This is a genomic window from Agrobacterium vitis (assembly GCF_013337045.2).
Taxonomy (GTDB): domain Bacteria; phylum Pseudomonadota; class Alphaproteobacteria; order Rhizobiales; family Rhizobiaceae; genus Allorhizobium; species Allorhizobium vitis_B.
In genome coordinates this window covers 2,258,932-2,275,267 of record NZ_CP118259.1, presented here as the reverse complement: position 1 = coordinate 2,275,267, position 16,336 = coordinate 2,258,932, and the positions used below count along the sequence as shown (strand labels likewise).

Genomic DNA, 16,336 nt, shown 5'->3' with positions numbered 1-16,336 from the left:
TTGGACGGGGGGGACAAGCGAATATCGCGGCTTACAGCTGTTTTCTCATCCAGGTGACGCTGTACCTCTCTGCCGGGTCTGCCAGACTGCCAAATGTTTCATACCCCAGTTTTTCATAGAGCCGCCGGGCAGTTGGATTCATGGTATCCACTATAGAAGCTTTGCATCCTCGCCTTCTGCCTTCGTCTTCGGCCAGCAAAAGCAACTGACCGGCAAGCCCCTGACCGCGACGATATTCGGGGACAAACAACAATTCAGTATAAAGCCAGGCTCTACCTGTGTATCCGATCAAACCGCCATCAACGATTCCATACTCGTCTTTAAGTGGGATGAAAACTTTTCGTCTTAGACTGAGATGCTGTCTGTTAAAATCGAGGATTGCCGTTTCAATGGTTTCAACGGCGTCTTCCGGCACGTCATCAAAAATCTCAAGAACCAACTCGTCCATCACCATCCCTCGTGTCACCACAGAGCTGCAATCACCACCGCTTCACCAACATCATCAGCGCAAAATCATCGATGAAATGATCGATTGTCCCGAAAATTTCGTAGCCGCATTTTTGGTAGGTCTTTGTCGCAATGGGATTGGCGGTTTGGATATGAGCGCCTTTGCAGCCACGTTTTTTAGCCTCATCTTCGGCCAATGCCAGCAGCTTTCCAGCAAGTCCCCTACCGCGCAGAGGCTCCGGGATGAAGAGGATATCGATATCCAGCCAGCCTCTGGCGGAGCCTCCGATCAATCCACCCTCGATCTGGCCCTCTTGGCTTTGGATAGGAATAAACAAGCTCTTATGCCCGCCAGTCCTGCCAAACATCATGTCGTTATGAGCCGTCAGCCAGCCTGAGATCAGGGCTTTCGAGTGAGGCGGCACGTCATCCAGAACCTTAAGCACGAACTCCTCCATCACCGTCCCTCGCGCCACCACATGGCCGAAACCGCAAACAGCAGCAGGGCAAGGCCGCCGAAACCGGCAAACAGGGGCAGGGTGTCCACGCCTTTCAGCAGGGTTTCGCTGGTCATGCGGATCGCCATGCGTTCGCCGTCGCTGCTGCGGACCGGGCCGCTGACGGGCAGGATGTCGGGAACCGTGACACCGCTGGCCCCGTTGTCCAGCCGCCGGATCAGGCCGTGGGTAGCGTCTGATACCGGTTTCATAATGTCAGGGGTGGAGATCATCGCCTTGAATTCCGGCGCATCGACAGCGCCGATATGGACGAGGGTGGAAAATTCGCCATTGGTGATGGTGAACAGACCGGTTTCCGCCATTCGCTGCTCCGCCGTGAAGCGGCCCGGTTCGGTCTGGGCCAAGGTCACGTCCTGCACCTTGCCCGAGGGGCTGGTGATGGTGGCGGGGCCGGGGTCATTGCCGATGGTCTGGCGGGTAATGGTCAGCATCCGGCCACTGGCGCGCGCCGTCAGCGCTTCTTCTTCCAGTTCCGGTTCCTTCATCAGCCAATGGGCGATGCGGCGGTAAAGCGCCACATGCGGGCCGCCGCCTTCAAAGCCGCGCGCCCAGAGCCAGCCCTGATCGGACAACAGCATGGCGACGCGGCCTTGTCCGGCGCGGTTCAGCACCAGCAACGGCTTGTCATTGGCGGTCATGACCGTTTCGCCTTGCGGCGGATCGACTTCGACACTGCGGAACCAGCGGCCCCAATGCGGCGGCTCGGTGCTGGCGCCATCGAGATCGCGGGTCACGGGGTGTTTCTTGCCAATCTCCGAAAGGCGCGGATAAAACCCGCCCTCCTGCATATTGCCGGTCGGGGCTGCTGGCAGAACCGTGGCCAGCGGGGTCATGGCGATCGAATCTTGACCGGCATGTTCGGGGCCAGCCGCAATCAGCAGCGCGCCGCCCTTGCGGACATATTCGGCGATATAATCATAATAGAGGATCGGCAGCACACCGCGATGCTGGTATCGGTCGAAGATGATCAGGTCGAAATCACTGATCTTTTCAACAAACAGCTCGCGGGTCGGAAAGGCGATCAGTGACAACTCATTGATCGGCGTGCCATCCTGCTTTTCCGGGGGCCGCAGAATGGTGAAATGCACGAGATCCACGGAGGCATCGGATTTCAGCAGGTTGCGCCAGGCGCGCTCGCCAGCATGCGGTTCGCCTGACACCAGCAGCACCCGCAGGTTCTGGCGGATGCCGTCAATCAGATGCACGGTCTTGTTATTGGTTTCCGTCACTTCGCCGGGCAGGCCGGAAACGGAAAATTCCAGCACATTGCTACCGGCGCGCGGCACAGCAAATGAATAGGGCGTTTCCGCCCCCGGAATGGCGGCAAACGAACCGCCATCCTGGCCGTTGATCCGCACGGTTACGGTGGCGGGCTGGCGGCCCTTCACCCCTTCATCGATCACCCGCAGCGACATGTCCTGGTTCTGGCCGACAATGCCGAAGCGGGGCGCGCGCACCACTTCGATCCGCCGGTCGAATTCATTGGCCTTGCCGGTCAACAGCGTGTGGACCGGTGCATCCATGCCGAGCGTCTTCAGGTTGGACGGCACATCATGCACCTGCCCATCGGTGATGAAGATCGCCGCACCAACCCGCGCTGGAGGCACGTCGGATATAGCCGAGGACAAGGCTTCGAACAGCCGGGTCGATGGCGTGTCGGCGTTTTCCGGCGTCGAGGCCTCAACAATGCGGGGTTCGATGCCGGGGAAGCGGGCCAGCTTGTCCTTGACGCCCTGCAAAGCCTGATCGGTCATCGCCTTGCGGCTGGCGATATCGGTCTGGCTCTGGCTGCGGTCGACGATCACAGGCACGACGGTCGAGAGCTTGTCGCGGTTCTCAGACAGAAGCTGCGGATTGGCAAGCGCAGCGATCAATGCGGCAAAGGCGACCAGCCGGATCGTTGCGCCGCGTATGCCACGGCGAAAGCCGATAGCCGCGACGGCCAGCGCCAGTAAGGCCAGCGCGGCCAGCGCCCAGAGAGGCAGGAAGGGGGAGAAGGACAGGCTCATCTTATTGACCCAGCCTTTCCAGCAGGGCCGGAACATGGACCTGATCGGCTTTGTAATTGCCGGTCAGCATATACATCATGATATTGACCCCGACGCGGTAAGAGATTTCCCGCTGATTTTCATCCGGCGGTACGGTCGGCAGCATGGGCACGCCATTGGCGTCGATAGCCCAGGCGGAGAGAAAATCATTGCCGGTGATGATGATCGGCGACACGCCGTCACCGCCCGAGGTCAGGCCGTTCTGGCTGGCGCGCGCCTCCTGCCTGGCCTCGACCCACAGCGGACTGCCCGTATAGCGGCCCGGATAGGTGTGCAGCAGATAGAAGGACCGGTTGATCACATGGTCCTTCGGCACTGGCTCCAGCGGCGGAATATCAATATTGGCAAGAATCTCGCGCAGGCGCTCACCATTGGCGCTGGTCCCGGCATCTCCTTGCCCACCCATGCTGCCCAATTGGTCGCGGGTGTCGAACAGCACGGTGCCGCCGGAGCGCATATAGGCGTCGATCCGGCTGATCGCCTCGGCGCTTGGCATCGGGGCGCTGGCCGAAATCGGCCAGAAGATGATCGGGTAAAGCGATAGCTCGTCCTTGGTAATGTCCAGCCCGACCGGCGCGCCCGGCTCCAGCGTGGTGCGATAGGTGAGAAATTCGGTGAGCCCGCTTAAGCCCCGCTCCGAAATGCTATCGACGTCCTGCTCCCCGGTTTTCACATAGGCCAGATGGGTGGTATCCAGCCGTTGCAGCAGGATGTCGTCTCCCGGCTTGGTGTCATTGGCAAAGCTGCGGTCCGCAGGCAGCAGGGCCAATGCCGTGGCCAGGACCACGAGAGCACCCGCGCTTTTGGCGATCCGGGCTTTCGGCATCCGGGCAAAGGCGCCGCCCATCAGAAGCACGACCAGACTATCGATAATGAACAGCACCAATGCGATACCCAGCAGCGGCGGCTTCAGCGGTGTGGCACTTGCCCCGGCCAGCGGCTCGCGCACCACCGGAACCGTCATGCCATCAAGGTTTATCGGTTTCAGCTCGGCACCTGCTGGCAGAAGGTTGAGGGCGGAAAATCCATCTTCGGAGCCGTACAGGCCGGGTGGATTATCGAATGTGGCGGCAGGTGGACGCTTCGCCCCCAGCTCCAGCGGTTTGGCATTGCTGGCCTCTGCCGTCAGTCCGCCATGCTCGGTCAGCAGCCGGTAGGGCGGCAGGCTGGCGGCTGCGGCACTGGCATTACTACCGGTATTTGCCCCGCTAGCATGGGCTAGCTGCACGACCCGGCGCAGCATTTCCACGAAATCGCCTGAGATTGGCAGGTTGGACCAGCTGGCCTCGGCGCTGACATGAAACAGCACGATGCGCCCGGCACCGCTATCCCTGGCGGTGACCAGTGGCGTGCCATCGGCAAGGCTTGCCCAGGTGCGGCTGGCAAGATCAGGGGTCGGTTCAGCCAGAACCTGTCGCTTGACCAGCACGCCATCGGGTGGCGCAAGCCCGGCAAACGGGCTGGTGGACGGGAAGGGGGCCAGCGGTTGCGGCTCCGACCACGAGAGCGCACCGCCCAATTGGCGTTCGCCCTGGCGCAGTGTTACCGGCACCAGCGGATCATCGGCAGGGGCAGCGGCAAGCCTTGGCCCGGCAAAGCGGATCAGCGTGCCGCCGCGTTGCAGCCAGCGTTGCAGCTGTTGCTGCACATCCGGCGGCAGGCGGCCAATATCGGCCATGATCAGGGCCGAGGGGTTCTGCTGCAACAGTTCGGGAATGGCCCTGGCCAGATCCTTGTCACTGGATTTGATCAGATCAGCATAGGGTTGCAGCGCCCGCTGAATGTAATAGAGCGGCGATAGCAGCGGCTGGAATTCGTCATTGGCGTCACCGGCCAGCAGCGCCACCTTGCGGCGGCGAAAGCCGTCATCCAGCAGCTGGACGGCACCGGCTGTGCCATAACCGGCAAGGCTCAACCGGGCAAAATCATTACGCAACTCAAAAGGTGCGGCAATCTCCGCCGTGGCGACGCTTTGCCCGGCGGCAAAACTGGCTGTGCCTGACGCAATCGGCCGGCCCTGCTGGTCCTGCGCATCGACGATGACCTGCTGGGGATCGGTGGGCGACAGACGGGTGACTTTGGCGACAAGCTGATCGACGCCATTGGTGGCACCGGTCAGGGCGATACTCGCCTTGCCGTCATCGGTGATTACGCGCAATTCGGCAGGGGCAAGGGCAGAGAACTGGCTGGTGATCTGTTCGCTTTCGCTGGCCGCGAGTCCATCGCTCAGGAAGGCCAGCGTGCCGGGCTTGGTTTCTTTCAACGCTGCCGTTAGCGCGGTGAGGGCGCGGTTGCGGTCCGGCGTCAAAGGCCTTGGCCGTGCGGCGCTTAGTTTTTCGCGGGCGGTGGCGGCATTGACGGGGACGGCATCCTGGGTCAGGTCGGCGGTCAGCACCAGGGAAATCGGTAGATTGCTGCTTTCGGCCTCATCGATCAGGCCGTTTGCCGTCTCGACGCGGCGCTCCCAATCGGTGACGCTGGCCCAGCTGTTATCGATGACCAGAACCAGCGGACCGCCACCGGCAACCGATGTGCCGCGCGGGTTGAGCACCGGTTCAGCCAAGGCCAGAATGACCAGGGTTGCCATCGCCATGCGCAGCAGCGTCAGCCACCAGGGGCTTCGGGCCGGGGTTTCCTCCCGCTTCAATACACGAGCCAGAATGCGCAGCGGTGGAAAGATCTCCATCTGCGGGCGCGGCGGCGTCAGTTTCAGCAGGAACCAGATGGCTGGCAGCACGACGAGTGCGCCGAGCAGGGCAGGACTGGCAAAGGCAAGCGGAAGGCCACCCATTAAGCGCCTCCACGATGCGAAAGCTGCGGCGCGCCCGACAGATGCATATGCACCTTGACCAGCGCTTCGGAGGCCAGTCGGTCGGTGAGATGCGGGGTGAAGCTCCAGCCCAGCCGACGCAATTCCTCGCTCAAGGCTTCACGGCGCAGGAAATAGGCGCGGCGATAGTCTTCCCTGATGCTTTCGGCGCGGCCCGATACCAGCTTTTCCCCGGTTTCCGGGTCGGTGAATTCGGTGCGGCCCGCATAGGGAAACAGTTCTTCCGCCGGATCGGCAACCTCGATGACATGGCCGCGCAACCCGCGCCGGGCCAGCGGTGCAATGCCCGCCATAATCGCATCGGGATCGTCGAGAAAATCACCGATCAGCACGATATCGCTGGCATTGCGGATCATGGCGGTATCGGGAAGGCCCTGATTGGGCAGGCCGCTCAGGTCCGGCGCATGGATCAGCGCTGCCGCCAGCCGCTCGGAAGCATTGCGGGCGGACATCGGCTCCATGACACCGGGGCAGCCGATGCGCTCGCCGGAGCGCGCCAGCACTTCGGCCAGCGCCAGCATCAGCACCAGCGCCCGGCTTTCCTTGGAAACACTGCCGAAGCGGGATTTATACATCATCGAGGGCGACAGATCGGCCCAGAGCCAGATCGTGTGGGCCGCTTCCCATTCGCGGTCGCGGATGTAGAGATGATCGTCGCGTGCCGAGCGACGCCAATCGATTCCGGCCAGGCTTTCGCCCTCCGCATAGGGACGGAACTGCCAGAAATTTTCGCCAATGCCGCGTTTTCTGCGGCCATGCCAGCCGGAAATCACCGTATTGGCGATGCGCTTGGCTTCCACCATGCAGTCGGGAATGAGGGCAGCGCGTTGGCGGGCGCGGGCCAGAACATCCCCGGTCGGGGTTTTCTCGACGATCCGTCCGTCAACGGCCCCTCTCATCGCTTCTGGTGCAAATCCTGCCAAAACGCTACCGCTCCCTCACGCTTTGCTGTGCTTGATTGGGTTGTGCTTGATGAGGCCCGCAATCACGTCACGCACCGCCATGCCTTCGGCGCGGGCCGCAAAGGTCAAGGCCATGCGGTGCTGAAGCACCGGTTCGGCCAGCGCATGCACATCATCGATCGATGGGGCAAGACGGCCTTCGTAGAGCGCGCGGGCGCGGGCGCAGAGCATCAAGGCCTGTCCGGCGCGCGGACCGGGGCCCCAGGCGACATGCTTGTCGGTTTCCCCATGACCTTGGCCGGGCCGGGCGGCGCGCACCAGCGACAGGATGGCATCGACCACACTGTCGGGCACCGGCATCTGGCGGATCAGCCGCTGAATGTCGAGCAGGCGCGGCGCGTCCAGCACGGCACTGGCATGGCTGTCACTGACACCGGTTGTGTCGAGCAGGATCTGCCGTTCCGCCGCCAGATCCGGATAGCCGACATCGACCTGCAACAGGAAGCGGTCAAGCTGGGCTTCCGGCAGCGGATAGGTGCCTTCCTGTTCCAGTGGGTTCTGGGTGGCCAGCACATGGAAAGGGGCGGGCAGGTCATAGCGCTGACCGGCAATGGTAATGTGGTATTCCTGCATGGATTGTAGCAGGGCGGATTGGGTGCGGGGGCTGGCCCGGTTGATTTCGTCGGCCATCAGCAATTGTGCAAACACCGGACCCTTGACGAAGCGGAAAGAGCGGCGGCCATGCTCGTCCTGGTCCATCACCTCGGTGCCGAGAATGTCTGACGGCATCAGGTCGGGGGTGAACTGGATGCGGTTGGCGTCCAGCCCCAGCACGGTGCCGAGCGTCGTCACCAGCTTGGTCTTGGCCAGGCCCGGCACGCCGACCAGCAGCGCATGGCCACCGGAGAGAATGGCGAGCAGGGTGTTTTCCACCACCTTTTCCTGCCCGAAAATAACCTTTGAGACCTCAGCGCGCACGCTGGCAATGTCGGCAAGAGCCTGTTCGGCCTGGGCGACGATGGCTTTTTCATCGAGCGCGGTGTCCGTGGTGTTGATCATGCCCATGGCGGTCTCCGTTGGCTCATATCGTCATTGGTAGGTAAGGCAGGCCTGTGCCGATTGCCAGAAGAATCGATCATTACGTGTATCGGCACAGTTTATCTAACTTATTCCCCGTGAGGCGGCTGACAAGCGGGTTTCAAATGACTATCTCGTGTCCCATGTCTCACTTCGATATCTAATAAGGTTAAAACCGGGACGCAAACATGGCAGGCGATAAAAACAATGAGGCGGGCGATGCGGCTGGATTGGCTGCAATGATTGCCCGTGCGGCCGACCAGACGGCAGGGGGCAAGCCCGGTCTTCCACCGGTCGAGCGCTGGAACCCGGCATTTTGCGGCGATATCGACATGGAAATCCTGGCCGATGGCAGCTGGTTCTATCTCGGCACGCCGATTGGCCGCGCGCCCTTGGTGCGGTTGTTTTCAACCGTGCTGCGCAAGGACGAGGATGGGCGGACCTATCTGGTCACGCCTTTGGAAAAACTAGGAATCAAGGTCGCAGACGCCCATTTCGTCGCCGTGGAAATGACGGTTAGTGCAAGGGATGGCGAAGCTGTGTTGACCTTTCGCACCAATGTCGGCGATCTGGTCGAGGCTGGGCCTGGGCATCCATTGCGGTTTGTGATCGAGGGCGAACACCAGCAATTGAAACCCTATCTTGCCGTGCGCGGACGGCTGGAGGCGTTGGTATCGCGTGCCGTGACCTATGAGCTGATGGCGCTGGGTGAGGTAGTGGATATCGACGGACAGGCAATGTTTGCGATCCGCTCTGGCGGCGAGACATTTGCCGTGATGCCTGCCGCTGAGCTGAATGGATTGGCATCATGACGGAAACCGACCGCAACGATCTTGTCCTGCCAAGCTTCACCGCCGATGAATTTCGCAGCCGGGCGCAGAGCCAAAGCGGTGCGCCACTGGAAACCGCTTGGCGCGACCATGGCGATCATGTGTTGAATGCCGAGATATTGCTGAAGCTGGAAGGCCTGCGGCTAAAGGATGCCGCCGTGCTGGTGCCGGTGGTGGATGACGGCAATGATACGCGGATCATCCTGACCCAGCGCACCACAACGCTGCGCAAGCATTCCGGCCAGATCGCCTTTCCCGGCGGCGGTATCGATGATGCCGATGCAAGCCCGGAAGCGGCGGCGCTGCGCGAGGCGGAAGAGGAAATCGGCCTTGATCCGCGCTTTGTCGAAACCGTCGGACGGCTGCCGCATTATCTTGCAGGCACCGGCTTTCGCATCACGCCGGTGCTGGCGGTGGTGCAGCCGGGATTTCAACTGACCATCAACCCGGATGAAGTGGCCGATGTGTTCGAAGTGCCGCTATCCTTCCTGATGAACCCGGACAATCACCGCCGCGACAGCAAAGTCTTTAATGGAACGACCAGGCATTTTTATGTGATGCCCTATGGCGAACGCCAGATCTGGGGCATTACCGCAGGCATTCTGCGCACGCTTTATGAAAGGCTTTATGCATGACGACGGTTGCGGATCGGCCCTGGTTTCAGGATGCGGCGCTGGCCAAGGTCTTTGCCCTGTTGAACGCCGATGGCGGCGAGGTGCGAGTGGTGGGCGGCGCGGTGCGCAATAGCCTGCTGGGTGAACCGGTTGGCGATATCGATCTCGCCACCACGCTTGTTCCCTCCGAAGTGACGGCTCGGGCCGAGGCGGCAGCCATCAAGGCAGTGCCAACAGGCATTGAGCATGGCACAGTGACGCTGGTGATCGGCGGCAAGCCGTTTGAAGTGACGACGCTGCGTCGCGACATGGAAACCGATGGCCGCCATGCCGAGGTCGCGTTCGGCACCGACTGGCAGGTGGATGCCGAGCGAAGGGATTTCACCATCAATGCGCTCTATGCCACGGCGTCCGGCGAGGTGATCGATCCGGTCGGCGGGCTGGCGGATCTTCAAACCGGCACGCTGCGGTTCATTGGCGATGCCCGCCTGCGGATTGCCGAGGATTATCTGCGGGTGCTGCGCTTCTTCCGGTTTTTTGCCTGGTATGGACGCGGACGCCCGGATGCCGATGGCCTGCGGGCCTGTGCGGCGGCGCGTGACGAATTGCACCGGCTGTCTGCCGAGCGAGTCTGGTCGGAGACAAAAAAGCTACTCTCGGCACAAGACCCGGGCCGGGCGCTGTTGTGGATGCGCCAATCCGGCGTGTTGACGGCGATCCTGCCGGAAACGGAAAAATGGGGGATTGATGCCATTCCAGGCCTGATCGCCACGCAAACCGCCCTGAACTGGCAGCCTGAGCCCCTCTTGCGGCTGGCGGCAATGGTGCCTGATAACCCTGAGCGGATGAAGGGACTGGCCGAGCGGCTGAAACTTTCGCGGGCCGAGGCGGAGTTTTTGCAGCGCTTTGCCACCGCGCCGAAGATCAAGGACGACATGGCCGACCTCGCCCTCGACCGCTTGCTCTATCGGCAAGACAAGCCGGGCATTGTCGCGCAGTTGAAACTGTCTTTGGCAGCAGCCCGTGCGAAGGCGGAGGGCGATACGGCCAGCATGGCAGCATCAGCTCGCTGGTTTCGCTTGCTGCAACGGGCGCAGGCTTTCGAAAAGCCCGTCTTTCCTGTGACAGGCAGTGACGCCATTGCCGCCGGTCTTGCGCCGGGACCGGAGATTGGCCGGGTGCTGACGACGCTGGAAGACAGCTGGGTTCAGGCGAATTTTACCTTCAGCCGGGAAAAGCTTCTCTCCCGGCTTAAAGAGGCGGTCACGCCATCGGGTTGATTGCAATCAGGCAGCCTGATCACTTTGCTTGTGGGTGGCACTGTGTTTGTTATCTGCGGTGTCACCATCGCCTGCATCGGTAATGCGCGCACGGACATTCTGCACCATATGTTCGCGGATCACGCTTTCTCCATGCACCATCCGCATATGCTCGACCGCGCGATGCACCACCTCGGCTTCTTCATTGGCGCGCGTATGCCATTCGCAACCGGGTACGAGACTTCCACATTCGAATTGTTTCATGGTTCTTTCCTCCCGAAGCATTGCTGCGGTGAGGTGTCGTTGGCAACGACCCCTCAAAGGTCAGTGCTTCCTGTATTCAAGAATTTTCGCATGGAGCTTGCTAAACGCTTCACCTGGCGGCTTGTCGCTCTCTTCCAATTGTTATGAAGTGACATTTCCGACCCTTCATAAACTATTGTTTCGCCAGACTATTTATTCCGGCATGGCCCAGGCGTAAAACACTGAACTTGAGCCGTTGACCGTGTTTTTGCTGACCATCTTATGGGCGTCGTTGGTGCGATGTTCGCGGCCATGCAGGCCGGCAAGCCGCAATTTTGCCTGTTCGACAAAGTAGCAATGCGGCAGATTGGCATCGCTGGACGCTTTCAGGTCATGCGCCATGCGATCAATCAGTTCCGCTGTGTCGATCAGTCGATCACGACTTACCCGATCTGCGGAACTCGTCATGTCCGTGGGAATAGTCATGCTGTGCGTAGCCATTGCAATCCTCCTCCTCATTCCATAGGCGGAAGGATAGCACGGGAACGCGACATGCCAATGTTAATTTTCGATTAATGGGCCTGTAATGCAGTTTTTGTTAATCAAGAAAATATGAATTGAACGTCATCGCAGCGAAAGCCCCTATAATTATGGGGTTTCTGCTGCGATCAGACCCATTCTGAAGCAGATTTCCGCCTCAAGGCCAGCGGACGAGGGGCGGGAGTGACGACAAAATCGATTCGACATTGCCGCCCGTCTTCAGACCAAAGATCGTGCCCCGGTCATAGAGCAGATTGAACTCCACGTAGCGGCCCCGGCGCACCAACTGCTCTTCCCGATCTTCATCTGTCCATGGCGTGTTGAAGTTGCGACGAACCAGATCCGGGTAGACGGAGGCAAACTTGCGGCCGACATCCTGCACGAAGGCGAAATTGGCAGCCCAGAGATCGAATTTTTCCCCAGCATGCAGCCAGTCGAAGAAAATTCCGCCGATGCCACGCGGTTCCTGGCGGTGCGGCAGAAAGAAATATTCCTCGCACCAGGCTTTGTAATGCGGATAATCGGCAATGTCAGGATGGGCCGAACAGGCGGATTCGAGCGCGGCATGAAAGGCCACCGTGTCGGCATCCTCCTGGGTACGGCGGCGATCCAGAACCGGGGTCAGGTCTGCCCCGCCACCGAACCACTGGCTGGTGGTGACCACCATGCGGGTGTTCATATGCACCGCCGGGACATGCGGATTGCAGGGATGGGCGATCAGCGAAATGCCCGAGGCCCAGAATCTTGGATCTTCCTCGGCACCCGGCATCTGCTTGCGAAATTCCGGCGAGAATTCGCCATGCACTGTGGAGGTATGAACGCCGACCTTCTCAAACACCCGGCCATTCATCATAGACATGCGTCCGCCGCCGCCTAAACCTTCCTCACGCTGCCAGTCCTTTGGGACAAAGCGTCCAGGTTCGCGCTCGCTCAAGGGACCGGTCAATTCGTCTTCCAGCGCCTCGAAGGACCGGCAGATCTGGTCACGAAGGCTTTCGAACCAGGCGCGGGCGGTGGCTTTTTTCGCCTCGATATCCTCAGGCAGGCCTTTGGGCAGAATGGGCCGTTGCATATGCTCTCCCTGTCGCCGCTTTCATCAGATCCCGGCGCGTTGATCGAAGCACGGTGACTATCAGATCCAGCTCGGTTGTGCCATCGCCGCCAAACCTCCTGATACTGGAAAAACCATCGCGCATGGCTTATCATCGGGTCTCGAAAGGCCGGGTCTAGAAAGGCCGGGTCTCGAAAGGCCGGGTCTCGAAAGGATTGTCACCATGACAGCAAAACGTCCTCTTCCGCCGCTCGACGGCCTGAAACGGCAGATTGCCCGCCACCGTGATCGACAAACAACAGACCGGGGCCAGGGGATACGGGATACTTCGCCCTTCATTCGGGAAACCTTTCGCCTCAACCGGGAAGAGGCCCGCGCCAAGGCGCGCGAATGGTTCGATGCCTTTCCCAAGGCCGCCTACTGGACCGAAGTGGAAAGCTGGCGGCAATTGGAGGGCGATGCCATCGAGTTTACCATGCGGCGCCTGTCGTCTGCGGATTGAGGCTTGGCCTGATCCGGCGTCCTTCTCAGCAGCTTGGCGTTGAATATTTCTTAATCGTTAAAATTGCAGCCTTTGCTGAAAGGCGATGGAAATATCTCGTAGATTATAAATCCCTTACATTGTGGGGTATTTTTCTTCAAAGCGCCATTCACGCGCTTTAAAGCCCACGTTGAAGGGGGCAGCATGGATTCCGTATCGATCAATTCCACGTCTGCATCGGCCCTGTCTCTTCTGAGCGGGTCTTCGAAGGCGCTTGAAGCGACCCAGACCAAGGTTGCAACGGGCAAAAAGGTCGATGACGCCTCTGATAACGCCGCCTATTGGTCGATTGCCACGACGATGAAATCCGACAGCCTGTCGCTGTCGAGCGCCGAGGACGCCACGGCGCTGTCGGCTGCCGTCTCCGACACCGCAGCCCTTGGGCTGGAGCAGGCAACGGGGCTTGTTTCCGACATCCAGGCCAAGCTGATAGCCTCCAAGGCGGCTGGTGCCAACAAGGGTGCGATCAATGACGAGATCAGCCAACTCAAGGACCAGCTTTCGACCGTGACGCAGTCCTCCAGCTTCAACGGCCAGAACTGGCTGGCGCTCGATAGCAACCAGTCACCGAAAGTGACGTCGATGGTGTCCTCGGTCGGCACCGACGGCAGTGGCAATCTGGCGGTCAATGTCACCAATTTCGACACGGCGCAAAGCGTGCTGACCAGCAAAAACGATGCGAGCGACGGCATTTTGACGCGCTCGACCCTGACCATTGGCTCCGATGGCAGCGCCAGTGAATATTATCTGATGAATGTCGGTTCACAGACACCAGCCGCGCCGACGGCTGCGGAAATCGCCATTTCGGATGATACGTCGAATGCGCAGATCGATGCGATGATCGGCGCCACCCAATCCATCCTTTCTAGCATGACCGATGCCAGCGCCGCTGTGGGCGCAACCCAGAATCGGATTTCCAACAGTTCCGATTTGATGAAGGATCTGCAGGATACCGCCACGATCAGCATTGGCCGCTTGACCGATGCCGATATGGAAGAGGAAGCCACCAAGCTTTCCGCACAGAGCGTCCAATCCCAGTTGCAAACGGCCAGCCTCAGCATTGCCAACAGCCAGCAGAAGAGCCTGGCACAGCTGTTTATGTAACCGCTGTGCCAAGTGATGGCGGCGTCGCGCCGTCAAACACGCCTTACCGCTTGCGTGATCTGTTGCGCTTGCGGGTATTGCCTGGTTGGCCGAAGCCTTGATTAACGGGGCTTTGCTTAACGGGGCTTTGCTGAACGGGTGAGGGCGTATCGGCAACAGCGACAGGCTCGGAAATCGTTTGGGCAGACGCTTCGGGCGCCGGTTCGTCAGGAGCCAGTATCTGTGCAGTTTCGGCCTTGTCTTCGTGCGTGACCGGCTCGGAGAGCGGCGCATCGGCAGGCTGCTGCGGGATGACATCGTGCGTGTTGTCGGCAGCCACCGCGTCGACGGGTTCGGCAGATATTTCCGGCTCCGGTTCCAATGAAACTGGCTCCTCAACGATAACTCTCTCATCATCGTTTCTGTCATTGTCGTTCATGGCACTGGCTTGGGCGGGCGTTTCGCTGGCTTGCGTCGCCGCAGGTGGAACGACCAGAGCCAGAAGCGACGGAATTGCATTTTCCACCGGTTCGTCTGTTCTAGCCGTGTCTGAGGCGCTGGCAGGTGACGCGGAAAGCGCCTGCGCCAAAAGATCGGTGATCTTCAGTGCACCCGGCAGGGATACGTTGGTCGAATGGCCGGCGCGTGCGACGCGAACAATATTGGTCACCGGCGCGGTGGCATTCAATTCGCCGTACCAGTCAAGTTCACCGATGATCGCCAAGGGCGGCGAAAATGGCGCGGGCAGCGCGACGCGGGTGCTAAATGTGATAATCTGCAATCGTTCTGCCAGGATGGTAAGCCGCTCGGGTGCTTCTTTTTCAATGGCGTTCAGCGCTTCAGCGACAATTTGATTGCCCTTGGAATGGCCGGTGACGAGATTGAAACGCAGGTCCGGGTGGCACAGCAGCGCCTGGACCGTATCGGCATCGAGACTGGTGCGACGCGGCGGTTGCGATGGTTTCGGGCGGCGCTGGTAGGCACCGAATTGTGGGCGTCCGACCAGATCGTCGATCATCTCGAAATTGCGGCGCAGAAAGCCCAGCGGGCCAAAGAAGAAAGCGCCGCCCAGGGCCTCTGCAACGACATCGCCAAGTCCATAGCCGGACACCACAGCGCAGACCGGTGCCTCGATGGCGTCGGCGATATTGCGGGCAAAGGCGGCGGCCCCGGCAGCCGAGCCACCAATGCCCGCCACCGCCATGGCCAGGACCTCGCGGCCACCGCGCAGCAGATATTCATCCACCGTTTCGCATAGCGTCAACATGCCCTGGCCGGTGGGCGGCACGATCATGATCAGCCCTTCGGCGGCCAATGCGTCGCTGATATAGAAGGCCTCGTCCGAGGTCAGCGCCCGGATGTCGTAATAGAGCGCGTCGAGGCTGCTGTTGCGCAAACGCCAGGGCTCCAGCGCGGCATTGCGCAAGGGCCGCCTTTGCAGCCTTTCCGGCAGCGATAGCGACCGGGCAAATTGGGTCAAGCCAAAGGTGAACGCCGTCTCGAACATTGGTCTTCTCCCATGTGGTTTGTTGCGTTGCAACTTATGGGCGCGCAATTCGATTAGCAACTGTTACTTTATTTTTTTTGCACTAACGGAAAAGCTGTATTGGCTCATGATTGCAAATCCAGCTTCAAGGATAGCACAGGCTGAACCGGTTGGCTTTGCGCAAAGCCAAATGTCCATGCAGAAGCGCTCTGGCGCTTATCCTGATGAAAACGTTTGGAAAATCAGGAAATTCTTGGGGTCAGCGCCGCGTCTGGCGCAGCGCCTCACCGGCAATCATCGCTGCCGACATGGCGACATTGATGGAACGCTGGCTCTCGACCATCGGGATCAGGATGCGGGCATCGGCGCCGTCATGGACATGGTCAGGCACACCGGCGCTTTCGCGGCCAAACAGCAGGATATCGTCGGCCTGGAAGGCGAGATCGGTATAGGGCATGGCCGCCTTGGTGGAGGCCAGAACCAGCCGCCGCCCGCTCTCCTTGCGCCAGTCCTCAAATTGCACCCAGTTGACATGCCGGGTGAGGGTGACGGCGGCAAGATAGTCCATTCCCGCCCGCTTCAGATTGCGGTCCGACAGGTCGAAACCGGCAGGCTCGATAATATCGACACCCAGGCCCAGGCAGGCGGCGAGCCGCAGGATCGTGCCGGTATTGCCGGGAATATCCGGCTGGTAAAGGGCGATGCGGAGCGTGGAGGGGGAGACGCCGGTGATGTTATTGGTCATGGCGTTTGAATATCGGCTTCGCTGCGGCCTGTCTGTTGTCGATGGGCAACAGTGCGACCGCAAAACAGGGTGCCGTTCCGATTGCGACTTTTCAATTTCCCGCTGCGTCTTTATTGAAAGTG

General features: G+C 60.3%; 15 protein-coding genes and 1 pseudogene. 5 read left to right on the top strand and 11 right to left on the bottom strand.

Features of this window, described 5'->3' with window-relative positions:
• Nucleotides 1–31 precede the first annotated feature (31 nt).
• From G6L01_RS11020 to G6L01_RS10995, 6 genes are read right to left on the bottom strand one after another with little or no spacing between them, the layout of a single operon-like run.
• The gene (locus G6L01_RS11020) at nucleotides 32–448 is read right to left on the bottom strand and encodes a GNAT family N-acetyltransferase (RefSeq protein WP_070164200.1); all 417 of its coding nucleotides are present in this window, start codon (nucleotides 446–448) and stop codon (nucleotides 32–34) included.
• Between the two features lie 31 nt (nucleotides 449–479).
• Complete coding sequence (locus G6L01_RS11015; protein ID WP_174089242.1) at nucleotides 480–893, bottom strand: GNAT family N-acetyltransferase; 414 nt, start codon at nucleotides 891–893, stop codon at nucleotides 480–482.
• Nucleotides 894–904: 11 nt separating this feature from the next.
• Nucleotides 905–2,974: a hypothetical protein gene (locus G6L01_RS11010; RefSeq protein ID WP_071207119.1), complete on the bottom strand. Its 2,070-nt coding sequence runs from the start codon at nucleotides 2,972–2,974 to the stop codon at nucleotides 905–907.
• A 1-nt stretch (nucleotide 2,975) separates the two neighbouring features.
• Complete coding sequence (locus G6L01_RS11005) at nucleotides 2,976–5,804, bottom strand: DUF4159 domain-containing protein (protein ID WP_070164168.1); 2,829 nt, start codon at nucleotides 5,802–5,804, stop codon at nucleotides 2,976–2,978.
• Nucleotides 5,804–6,742: a DUF58 domain-containing protein gene (locus G6L01_RS11000; RefSeq protein ID WP_070164169.1), complete on the bottom strand. Its 939-nt coding sequence runs from the start codon at nucleotides 6,740–6,742 to the stop codon at nucleotides 5,804–5,806. The genes G6L01_RS11005 and G6L01_RS11000 overlap by 1 nt, the downstream gene beginning before the upstream one ends.
• Nucleotides 6,743–6,781: 39 nt before the next feature.
• Complete coding sequence (locus G6L01_RS10995; protein ID WP_070164170.1) at nucleotides 6,782–7,810, bottom strand: AAA family ATPase; 1,029 nt, start codon at nucleotides 7,808–7,810, stop codon at nucleotides 6,782–6,784.
• 200 nt (nucleotides 7,811–8,010) lie between these two features.
• On the opposite strand from G6L01_RS10995, the gene G6L01_RS10990 reads away from it, so the two are divergent.
• From G6L01_RS10990 to G6L01_RS10980, 3 genes are read left to right on the top strand one after another with little or no spacing between them, the layout of a single operon-like run.
• Nucleotides 8,011–8,634, top strand: a complete 624-nt coding sequence (locus G6L01_RS10990; protein ID WP_070164171.1) for a DUF1285 domain-containing protein — start codon at nucleotides 8,011–8,013, stop codon at nucleotides 8,632–8,634.
• The gene (locus tag G6L01_RS10985) at nucleotides 8,631–9,287 is read left to right on the top strand and encodes a CoA pyrophosphatase (RefSeq protein WP_070164172.1); all 657 of its coding nucleotides are present in this window, start codon (nucleotides 8,631–8,633) and stop codon (nucleotides 9,285–9,287) included. Before G6L01_RS10990 ends, G6L01_RS10985 begins: the two co-directional genes overlap by 4 nt.
• On the top strand, nucleotides 9,284–10,546 hold the full coding sequence (locus G6L01_RS10980; RefSeq protein WP_070164173.1) for a CCA tRNA nucleotidyltransferase: 1,263 nt from the start codon (nucleotides 9,284–9,286) through the stop codon (nucleotides 10,544–10,546). The genes G6L01_RS10985 and G6L01_RS10980 overlap by 4 nt, the downstream gene beginning before the upstream one ends.
• 75 nt (nucleotides 10,547–10,621) lie before the next feature.
• Here G6L01_RS10980 and G6L01_RS10975 read toward each other — a convergent pair.
• The 3 genes and pseudogenes from G6L01_RS10975 to hemF all read right to left on the bottom strand — a co-directional run.
• A pseudogene (locus G6L01_RS10975) lies at nucleotides 10,622–10,789 on the bottom strand (DUF1059 domain-containing protein); the annotation flags it as partial.
• Nucleotides 10,790–10,981: 192 nt separating this feature from the next.
• Complete coding sequence (locus tag G6L01_RS10970) at nucleotides 10,982–11,269, bottom strand: hypothetical protein (RefSeq protein ID WP_081343995.1); 288 nt, start codon at nucleotides 11,267–11,269, stop codon at nucleotides 10,982–10,984.
• 196 nt (nucleotides 11,270–11,465) lie between these two features.
• The gene (gene hemF, locus G6L01_RS10965; protein ID WP_060719866.1) at nucleotides 11,466–12,380 is read right to left on the bottom strand and encodes an oxygen-dependent coproporphyrinogen oxidase; all 915 of its coding nucleotides are present in this window, start codon (nucleotides 12,378–12,380) and stop codon (nucleotides 11,466–11,468) included.
• 202 nt (nucleotides 12,381–12,582) lie between these two features.
• Between hemF and G6L01_RS10960 the strand changes: the two genes are divergently transcribed.
• Both G6L01_RS10960 and G6L01_RS10955 read left to right on the top strand, forming a co-directional pair.
• Nucleotides 12,583–12,861: a hypothetical protein gene (locus G6L01_RS10960; RefSeq protein WP_070164174.1), complete on the top strand. Its 279-nt coding sequence runs from the start codon at nucleotides 12,583–12,585 to the stop codon at nucleotides 12,859–12,861.
• Between the two features lie 183 nt (nucleotides 12,862–13,044).
• Nucleotides 13,045–14,004 carry a flagellin N-terminal helical domain-containing protein gene (locus tag G6L01_RS10955; RefSeq protein WP_070164175.1) on the top strand — a complete coding sequence of 320 codons (960 nt, stop codon included), beginning with the start codon at nucleotides 13,045–13,047 and terminating at the stop codon, nucleotides 14,002–14,004.
• 43 nt (nucleotides 14,005–14,047) lie between these two features.
• On the opposite strand, the gene G6L01_RS10950 is transcribed toward G6L01_RS10955, so the two are convergent.
• Together G6L01_RS10950 and G6L01_RS10945 are read right to left on the bottom strand one after the other, a co-directional pair.
• Nucleotides 14,048–15,490 (bottom strand): cell envelope biogenesis protein OmpA, encoded by a 1,443-nt coding sequence (locus G6L01_RS10950; RefSeq protein WP_174089241.1) that lies wholly within the window; start codon nucleotides 15,488–15,490, stop codon nucleotides 14,048–14,050.
• A 238-nt stretch (nucleotides 15,491–15,728) separates the two neighbouring features.
• Nucleotides 15,729–16,214: a tRNA (cytidine(34)-2'-O)-methyltransferase gene (locus tag G6L01_RS10945; protein ID WP_070164177.1), complete on the bottom strand. Its 486-nt coding sequence runs from the start codon at nucleotides 16,212–16,214 to the stop codon at nucleotides 15,729–15,731.
• Between the last annotated feature and the right edge of the window lie 122 nt (nucleotides 16,215–16,336).

What these genes read in the sequence shown, in the direction of transcription:
- G6L01_RS10995 (WP_070164170.1), bottom strand. Translation starts at nt 7,810, where the DNA reads ATGGGCATGATCAACACCACGGACACCGCGCTCGATGAAAAAGCCATC.
- G6L01_RS10960 (WP_070164174.1), top strand. Translation starts at nt 12,583, where the DNA reads ATGACAGCAAAACGTCCTCTTCCGCCGCTCGACGGCCTGAAACGGCAG.
- hemF (WP_060719866.1), bottom strand. Translation starts at nt 12,380, where the DNA reads ATGCAACGGCCCATTCTGCCCAAAGGCCTGCCTGAGGATATCGAGGCG.
- G6L01_RS10980 (WP_070164173.1), top strand. Translation starts at nt 9,284, where the DNA reads ATGACGACGGTTGCGGATCGGCCCTGGTTTCAGGATGCGGCGCTGGCC.
- G6L01_RS10950 (WP_174089241.1), bottom strand. Translation starts at nt 15,490, where the DNA reads ATGTTCGAGACGGCGTTCACCTTTGGCTTGACCCAATTTGCCCGGTCG.
- G6L01_RS11005 (WP_070164168.1), bottom strand. Translation starts at nt 5,804, where the DNA reads ATGGGTGGCCTTCCGCTTGCCTTTGCCAGTCCTGCCCTGCTCGGCGCA.
- G6L01_RS11020 (WP_070164200.1), bottom strand. Translation starts at nt 448, where the DNA reads ATGGACGAGTTGGTTCTTGAGATTTTTGATGACGTGCCGGAAGACGCC.
- G6L01_RS10955 (WP_070164175.1), top strand. Translation starts at nt 13,045, where the DNA reads ATGGATTCCGTATCGATCAATTCCACGTCTGCATCGGCCCTGTCTCTT.
- G6L01_RS10990 (WP_070164171.1), top strand. Translation starts at nt 8,011, where the DNA reads ATGGCAGGCGATAAAAACAATGAGGCGGGCGATGCGGCTGGATTGGCT.
- G6L01_RS11000 (WP_070164169.1), bottom strand. Translation starts at nt 6,742, where the DNA reads ATGAGAGGGGCCGTTGACGGACGGATCGTCGAGAAAACCCCGACCGGG.
- G6L01_RS10945 (WP_070164177.1), bottom strand. Translation starts at nt 16,214, where the DNA reads ATGACCAATAACATCACCGGCGTCTCCCCCTCCACGCTCCGCATCGCC.
- G6L01_RS10985 (WP_070164172.1), top strand. Translation starts at nt 8,631, where the DNA reads ATGACGGAAACCGACCGCAACGATCTTGTCCTGCCAAGCTTCACCGCC.
- G6L01_RS11010 (WP_071207119.1), bottom strand. Translation starts at nt 2,974, where the DNA reads ATGAGCCTGTCCTTCTCCCCCTTCCTGCCTCTCTGGGCGCTGGCCGCG.
- G6L01_RS10970 (WP_081343995.1), bottom strand. Translation starts at nt 11,269, where the DNA reads ATGGCTACGCACAGCATGACTATTCCCACGGACATGACGAGTTCCGCA.